The organism is Streptomyces sp. NPDC007863, assembly GCF_040633895.1.
Lineage (GTDB): Bacteria > Actinomycetota > Actinomycetes > Streptomycetales > Streptomycetaceae > Streptomyces.
In genome coordinates this window covers 215,178-223,885 of the sequence record NZ_JBEYEI010000017.1, presented here as the reverse complement: position 1 = coordinate 223,885, position 8,708 = coordinate 215,178, and the positions used below count along the sequence as shown (strand labels likewise).

6 protein-coding genes are annotated in these 8,708 nt (G+C 70.5%); all 6 read right to left on the bottom strand.

Going from position 1 to position 8,708, the window contains the following annotated elements; genetic code table 11:
* Positions 1-74 (bottom strand): biotin carboxylase N-terminal domain-containing protein (locus ABZ621_RS26170; protein ID WP_271058894.1); only part of this gene is annotated, 74 nt, incomplete at its 3' end.
* A gap of 228 nt (positions 75-302) precedes the next feature.
* Positions 303-1,712: an adenosylhomocysteinase gene (ahcY, locus tag ABZ621_RS26165; RefSeq protein WP_360608562.1), complete on the bottom strand. Its 1,410-nt coding sequence runs from the start codon at positions 1,710-1,712 to the stop codon at positions 303-305.
* On the bottom strand, positions 1,690-2,595 hold the full coding sequence (metF, locus tag ABZ621_RS26160) for a methylenetetrahydrofolate reductase [NAD(P)H] (protein ID WP_360608560.1): 906 nt from the start codon (positions 2,593-2,595) through the stop codon (positions 1,690-1,692). Before metF ends, ahcY begins: the two co-directional genes overlap by 23 nt.
* The gene (gene metH, locus ABZ621_RS26155; RefSeq protein ID WP_360608558.1) at positions 2,592-6,059 is read right to left on the bottom strand and encodes a methionine synthase; all 3,468 of its coding nucleotides are present in this window, start codon (positions 6,057-6,059) and stop codon (positions 2,592-2,594) included. The genes metF and metH overlap by 4 nt, the downstream gene beginning before the upstream one ends.
* Positions 6,056-7,039 (bottom strand): carbohydrate kinase family protein, encoded by a 984-nt coding sequence (locus tag ABZ621_RS26150; protein ID WP_360608557.1) that lies wholly within the window; start codon positions 7,037-7,039, stop codon positions 6,056-6,058. The genes metH and ABZ621_RS26150 overlap by 4 nt, the downstream gene beginning before the upstream one ends.
* 68 nt (positions 7,040-7,107) lie before the next feature.
* On the bottom strand, positions 7,108-8,331 hold the full coding sequence (metK, locus tag ABZ621_RS26145) for a methionine adenosyltransferase (protein ID WP_360608555.1): 1,224 nt from the start codon (positions 8,329-8,331) through the stop codon (positions 7,108-7,110).
* Between the last annotated feature and the right edge of the window lie 377 nt (positions 8,332-8,708).

Sequence of the window (8,708 nt, the reverse complement as noted above, 5' to 3'; positions counted from 1 at the left end):
ACGCTCGCGATCCCGGCATCCCGGCAGGCACGGGCGACACGAACAGCGATTTCGCCACGGTTGGCGATGAGCACCTTGCGCACGATGGCTCCCTCAGCTCTCTTAGAGCCACAAGCCTCCTAGGAGCCCCATATCCGCTTCAATGGACCGCCCTCCAGAAATGGGACCGGATCGGCAAGAGAGCGCAACACTTCCCCACCGAGGACAGGGGAACGTCAAATCCTCGTCAAACGCGGAAAAAGAATCCGCGCAGGCCGAATTCCTCGCGGAAGCCGGCCTGCGCGGACGGGGGCGGTGCGGACTCAGTAGCGGTAGTGCTCCGGCTTGTACGGGCCGTCGATCCCGACGCCGATGTAGGAGGCCTGCTCCGGGCGGAGGGTCGTCAGCTTGACGCCGAGCGCGTCGAGGTGGAGGCGGGCGACCTTCTCGTCCAGGTGCTTCGGCAGCGTGTACACGTCCGTCGGGTACTCCTCCGGCTTCGTGAACAGCTCGATCTGGGCCAGGGTCTGGTCCGCGAAGGAGTTCGACATCACGAAGGACGGGTGACCGGTGGCGTTGCCCAGGTTCAGCAGACGGCCCTCCGACAGGACGATGACGACCTTGCCGTCCTCGAACGTCCAGGTGTGGACCTGCGGCTTGACCTCGTCCTTCACGACGCCCGGGATCTTCGCCAGGCCGGCCATGTCGATCTCGTTGTCGAAGTGGCCGATGTTGCCGACGATCGCCTGGTGCTTCATGCGGGCGATGTCGGACGCCATGATGATGTCCTTGTTGCCCGTCGTGGTGATGAAGATGTCCGCCGTCTCCACGACCTCGTCCAGCGTCGTGACCTGGTAGCCGTCCATCGCCGCCTGCAGCGCGCAGATCGGGTCGATCTCCGTGACGATGACACGGGCACCCTGGCCCCGCAGCGACTCGGCGCAGCCCTTGCCGACGTCGCCGTAGCCGCAGACCACGGCCGTCTTGCCGCCGATGAGGACGTCCGTGGCGCGGTTGATGCCGTCGATGAGCGAGTGGCGGCAGCCGTACTTGTTGTCGAACTTCGACTTCGTCACGGCGTCGTTCACGTTGATCGCCGGGAAGAGCAGGACGCCGTCCCGGTGCATCTCGTACAGGCGGTGGACACCGGTGGTGGTCTCCTCCGTGACGCCCCGGATGCCGGCGGCGAGCGCCGGCCAGTCCAGCGGGCTGTTCTCCAACAGGGCGCGCACGACGGCGAGTTCCTCGTTCTCCGCCTCCGGCAGCGCGCCGGTCTTGCGGTACTCGACGCCCTTGTGGACGAGGAGCGTGGCGTCACCGCCGTCGTCGAGGATCATGTTCGGGCCGTCGCCGCCGGGCCAGGTGAGGGCCTGCTCGGTGCACCACCAGTACTCCTCCAGGGTCTCGCCCTTCCAGGCGAAGACCGGGATCCCGGCGGCGGCGATCGCGGCGGCCGCGTGGTCCTGGGTGGAGTAGATGTTGCAGGACACCCAGCGGACCTCGGCGCCGAGGGCGACGAGCGTCTCGATGAGGACGGCGGTCTGCACGGTCATGTGCAGGGAGCCGGTGATGCGGGCGCCGGCGAGGGGCTGGGCCTCCGCGTACTCGCGGCGGATGGCCATCAGACCGGGCATCTCGTGCTCGGCGAGGGTGATCTCCTTGCGGCCGAAGGTGGCCAGGGACAGGTCGGCGACCTTGAAGTCGGTGAAGTCAGCGGGCGGCTGCGAGGACATGCGGTGTGCTCCTAGGGTTCGTTGCGGTGGAGTTCAGGACGTTGCGGTGGATCTCGACCGTCGCCGTCGACTTGTTGAGCGTGATGTAGTGCAGGCCCGGCGCGCCCTCGGCGAGCAGCCGCTCGGCCATCGCGGTGGCGTGCTCGACGCCGATGCGGTGAGCGCGCGCCGGGTCGTCCTTGGCGGCCTCCAGGCGGTGCGCCAGGTCCTCCGGGAAGGCGGCGCCGCTGAGCTCGGCGAAGCGGCGGATCTGCCGGACGTCGGTGGCCGGCATGATCTCGGGGATGATCGGGGTGTCGCAGCCCGCGGCGGCGACCCGGTCGCGCAGCCGCAGGTAGTCCTCCGGGTCGAAGAACATCTGGGTGATCGCGTAGTCGGCGCCCGCCGCGCACTTGGCGACGAAGTGCCGGATCTCGCTCTCCCAGTCCGGCGACCGCGGATGGCGCTCCGGGAAGGCGGCGACGCCGATCCTGAAGTCGCCGAGCGAGCGCACGAGTTCGACCAGCTCGTGGGCGTAGGCGAAGCCCTCCGGGTGGGGGGTCCAGGGGCCCATGGGGTCGCCGGGCGGGTCCCCGCGCAGGACGAGCACGTCCCGGACGCCGGCGTCGGCGTACTGCCCGATGATGTGCCGGAGTTCGGCGACGGAGTGGCCGACGGCGGTCAGGTGGGCGACGGGCCGGAGCGTGGTCTCGGCGGCGATCCGCTTCGTGACCTCGACCGTCCGCTCCCGGGAGGAGCCGCCGGCGCCGTACGTGACGGAGACGAAGTCCGGCCCGAGCGCCTCCACGCGCCGGATCGCGTCCCACAGGGTCCGCTCGCCCTTGTCGGTCTTCGGCGGGAAGAACTCGAAGGAGAAGGTGGGCGTCACACGTGTCGGGGTCACAGGCGTCGGCCTCCCGCGTTGAAGTAGCTCGCCTCGGGGTGGTGGACGACGATCGCGTCCGTCGACTGCTCGGGATGGAGCTGGTACTCCTCCGAGAGCTCGACCCCGATCCGCTCCGGCCGGAGCAGGTCGGCGATCTTCGCCCGGTCCTCCAGGTCGGGGCAGGCCGGGTAGCCGAGGGAGTAGCGGCAGCCCTGGTACTCGGTGCGGAGCATGCCGGCGAGACCCGCCGGGTCCGCGCCGCCGATGCCCCACTCCCGCCGCACCCGCGCGTGCCAGTACTCGGCCAGCGCCTCCGCCAACTGCACGGACAGACCGTGGAGTTCGAGGTAGTCGCGGTAGGCGTCGGCGGCGAACAGCTCGGCGGTGGCCTCGCCGATCCGCGGACCGACCGTGACCACCTGGAGGGCGACGGCGTCGATCTCGCCGGTCTCCTCCGCCCGGTGGAAGTCGGCGAGGCAGAGACGGCGGCCGCGCTCCTGGCGGGGGAAGGTGAAGCGGGTCCGCTCGCTCCCGTGCTCGTCCAGGAGGATCAGGTCCTCGCCCTTGGACACGCAGGGGAACCAGCCGTAGACCACGGCCGCCTCCACCAGGCCCTCGCGCTCGACCCGGTCGAGCAGCGCCCGCAGCCGCGGCCGCCCCTCGGACTCGATCGACGCGGGATCCTTCAGCCCCCACTGCCCCTTGAAGAGCGCGGCCTCGTCGAGCCAGGAGGCGTAGTCCTTGAGCGGGATGCCCTTGACGACCCGCGTGCCCCAGAACGGCGGGGCGGGCACGGGGTTGTCGGTGGCCACGTCGGAGCGGCCTCCGGGCTCGGGCTCCCGCACCTCCAGGGGCACCTCCCGCTTCGGCACCCTCCGCTGCTTCAGCTCGGGCAGCACGGCCCCGGGGACGCCGCGCTTCACCGCCATCAGCGCGTCCATGAGACGCAGCCCCTCGAAGGCGTCGCGGGCGTAGCGGACCTCGCCCTGGTAGATCTCGTGGAGGTCCTGCTCGACATAGGCCCTGGTCAGGGCCGCACCACCGAGGATGACGGGGTACTTCTCCGCCAGGCCCCGGGTGTTCAGCTCCTCCAGGTTCTCCTTCATGATCACGGTGGACTTCACGAGGAGCCCGGACATGCCGATGACGTCCGCCTTGTGCTCCTCGGCGGCTTCGAGGATCGCGGAGACCGGCTGCTTGATGCCGATGTTGACGACGTCGTAGCCGTTGTTGGAGAGGATGATGTCGACGAGGTTCTTGCCGATGTCGTGGACGTCGCCGCGGACGGTGGCGAGCACGATCGTGCCCTTGCCGTCGGCGTCCGACTTCTCCATGTGCGGCTCCAGGTGGGCCACCGCCGTCTTCATGACCTCGGCGGACTGGAGCACGAACGGCAGCTGCATCTTCCCCGCGCCGAACAGCTCGCCGACCGTCTTCATCCCGTCGAGCAGCACCTCGTTGACGATCTCCAGCGCCGGCCGCTCGCCCAGCGCCTCGTCGAGGTCGGCCTCCAGGCCGTTCTTCTCGCCGTCGATGATCCGCCGCTTGAGGCGCTCCTCCAGCGGCAGCGCGGCCAGCTCCTCGGCCTTGCCGGCCTTGAGGGACTTGGCGGTGGCGCCCTCGAAGAGCGCCATCAGCTTCTGCAGCGGGTCGTAGCCCTCGGCACGCCGGTCGTAGATCAGGTCGAGCGCGGTGGTGACCTGCTCCTCGTCGAAGCGGGCGATCGGCAGGATCTTCGAGGCGTGCACGATCGCCGAGTCCAGACCGGCCTTCACGCACTCGTCGAGAAAGACCGAGTTCAGCAGGATGCGGGCGGCCGGGTTGAGACCGAAGGAGATGTTCGACAGACCGAGCGTCGTCTGCACCTCCGGGTGGCGCCGCTTCAGCTCCCGGATCGCCTCGATCGTCGCGATGCCGTCCTTGCGCGACTCCTCCTGACCGGTGCAGATGGTGAAGGTCAGCGTGTCGATGAGGAGATCCGACTCCCTGAACCCCCAGTTCTCCGTCAGGTCGCCGATGATCCGCTCGGCGATGGCGACCTTGTTCTCGACGGTGCGGGCCTGGCCCTCCTCGTCGATGGTGAGCGCGATCAGCGCCGCGCCGTGCTCCTGGGCGAGGCGCGTGACCTGCGCGAAGCGGGACTCGGGGCCGTCGCCGTCCTCGTAGTTGACGGAGTTGATGACCGCCCGGCCGCCGATCTTCTCCAGGCCCGCCCGCAGCACCGGCACTTCGGTGGAGTCGAGCACGATCGGCAGGGTGGAGGCGGTGGCGAAGCGGCCCGCCAGCTCCTCCATGTCGGCGACGCCGTCACGCCCGACGTAGTCCACGCACAGGTCGAGCATGTGCGCGCCCTCGCGGATCTGGTCCCGGGCCATCTCCACGCAGTCCTCCCACCGGCCGTCGAGCATGGCCTCGCGGAACTTCTTCGACCCGTTCGCGTTCGTCCGCTCGCCGATGGCGAGGTACGAGGTGTCCTGCCGGAACGGGACATGGCTGTACAGGGACGCCGCGCCGGGCTCCGGCCGGGGCTCCCGCGCGGCGGGCTCCCTGCCCCGTACGCGTTCCACGATCGCCCGCAGGTGATCCGGAGTCGTACCGCAGCAGCCGCCCACCAGCGAGAGGCCGTACTCGCGCACGAACTGCTCCTGCGCGTCGGCCAGCTCGGCCGGGCCCAGCGGGTAGTGGGCACCCTCGGAGGTCAGCACCGGCAGGCCCGCGTTCGGCATCACCGACAGCGGGATCCGGGAGTGGCGGGCGAGATGGCGCAGGTGCTCGGCCATCTCGGCCGGACCGGTGGCGCAGTTCAGGCCGATCATGTCGATGCCGAGCGGCTCCAGGGCCGTCAGCGCCGCGCCGATCTCCGAACCGAGCAGCATCGTGCCGGTCGCCTCCACCGTGACCGAGACGATCAGCGGCACGTCGGCGCCGAGCTCCGCCAGGGCGCGGCGGGCGCCGATGACGGAGGCCTTGGTCTGGAGGAGGTCCTGCGTCGTCTCCACGATCAGCGCGTCGGCGCCGCCGGTGACGAGCCCTTCGGCGTTCTGCTGGTAGGCGTCGCGCAGCACCGTGTACGGGGCGTGCCCGAGGGTCGGCAGCTTGGTGCCCGGGCCGATGGAGCCCAGGACCCAGCGCTGCCGGCCGTCGGCGGCCGTGAACTCGTCCGCGACCTCGCGCGCCACCCGCGCGCCGGCCACGGACAGCTCGTGCACGCGGTGGGCGATGTCGTACTCCCCCAGGGCCGCGTGGTTGGCACCGAAGGTGTTCGTCTCGACGCAGTCCACACCCGCCGCGAAGTACTCGCGGTGGACGGAGGCGACGATGTCCGGTCGGGTGAGATTGAGGATCTCGTTGCAGCCTTCGAGGTTCTCGAAGTCCGCGAGGGTCGGCTCCTGGGCCTGGAGCATCGTCCCCATCGCGCCGTCGGCGACGACCACCCGCTCGGCCAGCGCCTCACGGAGGGCGGTGGCCCGGCTCGCGGTCACGACCGCGCTCCCCACGACGGTTCGACCTCCCGCGCGGCCTCCTGGCCGTACGCGGCGGCGAACACCTCCGTCAGCCGGGCGGCGTCGGCCTCGTACGCCTGCGAGCCCACCGACTCCAGGGCCGCGCCCGCCACCACGCATCCCAGTCTCGCGGCGGTCCGTTCGGACAGGCCGCGGCTGAGCGCGGTGAGGAATCCGGCCCGGAAGGCGTCGCCCGCGCCGGTCGGATCCAGGGCGCGCACCCCGGGGACCGCGGGCACGGTGAGCGGTTCCTCGCCGCGGCGGTCGATGCGGACTCCGGCCGCCCCCAGCGTGGTCACCCAGGCGCCCACCATGTCGAGCACGTCGTCCTCCGTACAGCCGAGGCGTTCCAGGACCAGGGCCTTCTCGTACTCGTTGGTGAACAGCCAGGCGGCGCCGTCCACGAGCCGGCGCACCTCCTCGCCGTTCAGCCGGGCCAGCTGCTGCGAGGGGTCGGCCGCGAAGGGGACTCCGTGGTCCCGGCACTCCTGGGTGAAGCGCAGCATGGCCGCCGGCTCGTTCGGGCAGACCAGCACCAGGTCGGGCCGGGCGGGGCCCGTCAGCATGCCGCCCAGGCCGGTGTCCGCGGCCTCGGCCATGGCGCCGGCGTAGAACGCGGCGATCTGGTTGCCGTCCTGGTCGGTGAGGCACATGAACCGGGCGGTCTGCCGTGTCGTGGACACATGGACCGCGCCGGTGTCGACACCGTGCCGCTTGAGCCAGAGCTCGTACTCGGCGAAGTCGTCGCCCACCGAGCCGACGAGCTGGGGGGTGAGGCCGAGGCTACCGAGCCCGAAGGCGATGTTGGCCGCCACTCCGCCCCGGCGTACTTCGAGGTCGTCGACGAGGAAGGACAGCGAGAGGTGGGCGAGCCGGTCGGGGACCAGCTGGTCCGCGAACCGGCCGGGGAACACCATGAGATGGTCTGTTGCGATGGATCCAGTCACCGCGATGCGCACGTCGTCACTCCTGGGATAGGGGCTCTCAGGCCGTCAGGCCCGTCTCTTTCGGGGCCCTCACGTCACTGTCAGAGCCCTGCGGCGGCCTTCAGTCGCTCGGCGCGGTCGGTCCGCTCCCAGGTGAAGCCCTCGTCGTCGCGGCCGAAGTGGCCGTACGCGGCGGTGGCGGCGTAGACGGGGCGCAGCAGGTCGAGGTCGCGGATGATGGCGGCCGGGCGCAGGTCGAAGACCTCGCCGATCGCCCGCTCCAGGTCCTCCTGGGGGACGGTGGCGGTGCCGAAGGTCTCCACGAACAGGCCGACCGGCTCGGCCTTGCCGATCGCGTACGCGACCTGCACCTCGCACCGCTCGGCGAGTCCGGCGGCGACGACGTTCTTGGCGACCCAGCGCATGGCGTAGGCGGCCGAACGGTCCACCTTCGACGGGTCCTTGCCGGAGAAGGCGCCGCCGCCGTGGCGGGCGTAGCCGCCGTACGTGTCGACGATGATCTTCCGTCCGGTGAGGCCGGCGTCGCCCATGGGGCCGCCGATCTCGAACTTTCCGGTGGGGTTCACCAGGAGGCGGTAGTCGTCGGTCGCCAGCTTGATGCCGTCGGCCGCGAGCTGCGCCAGCACGTGCTCGACCACGTGGAGCCGGATGTCGGGGGCGAGGAGGGAGTCCAGGTCGATGCCCGGGGCGTGCTGGGAGGAGACGACGATCGTGTCCAGGCGGACCGGCCGGTCATCCTCGTACGCGATGGTGACCTGGGTCTTTCCGTCCGGGCGCAGGTAGGGGACGATCCCCTCCTTGCGGACCTCCGTCAGGCGGCGCGACAGCCGGTGGGCCAGGTCGATCGGCAGCGGCATCAGGGAGGGCGTCTCGGCGGACGCGTAGCCGAACATCAGGCCCTGGTCGCCCGCGCCCTGCTTGTCGAGCTCGTCGCCCTCGTCCTTCCGGGAGTCGCCCTCGACGCGCTTCTCGTAGGCGGTGTCCACGCCCTGCGCGATGTCGGGCGACTGCTGGCCGATGGAGACCGAGACGCCGCAGGACGCGCCGTCGAAGCCCTTGGCGGAGGAGTCGTATCCGATGTCCAGGATCTTCGCGCGCACGAGGGTGGCGATGTCGGCGTACGCCGAGGTCGTCACCTCTCCCGCGACGTGCACCTGGCCGGTGGTGACCAACGCCTCCACGGCGACACGGGCGTTCGGGTCCTGGGCGAGAAGCGCGTCGAGGATCGTGTCGCTGATCTGGTCGGCGATCTTGTCCGGATGTCCCTCGGTGACGGACTCCGAGGTGAAAAGGCGTCGGGACATGGCTCTCCTGAGTGACGAGGGCATGGGTGAGACAGGGGACGGTGCGGTGAGCAGGGTCCGGCTCAAGCATGTTCGGGGAGGGCGCCGGCCTCCAGACGATCCGTTGCAGGACTCTGTCGGGATCGGCAAGCGGCCGGTGGCACTTCCCGGTGCCGCCAAGTCGGGGTCAGATCTTTGCCAAGAGCTCCGGGTCCGGTGGCTCGTCCACCGGACCCGGAACGGTCGGTTCACACACGGGCGATCGGTACGTGGGGGGCCAGGGTTCGTCAGCCGGCACCGATCGTCACCCGAGTGGACGGCGTACTCGGCGACGCGTGCGTGTGCTTCCTGGCGTGCGTACTCGCCGGCGCGTGCGTGTGCGTTGTGGCGCGTGTACC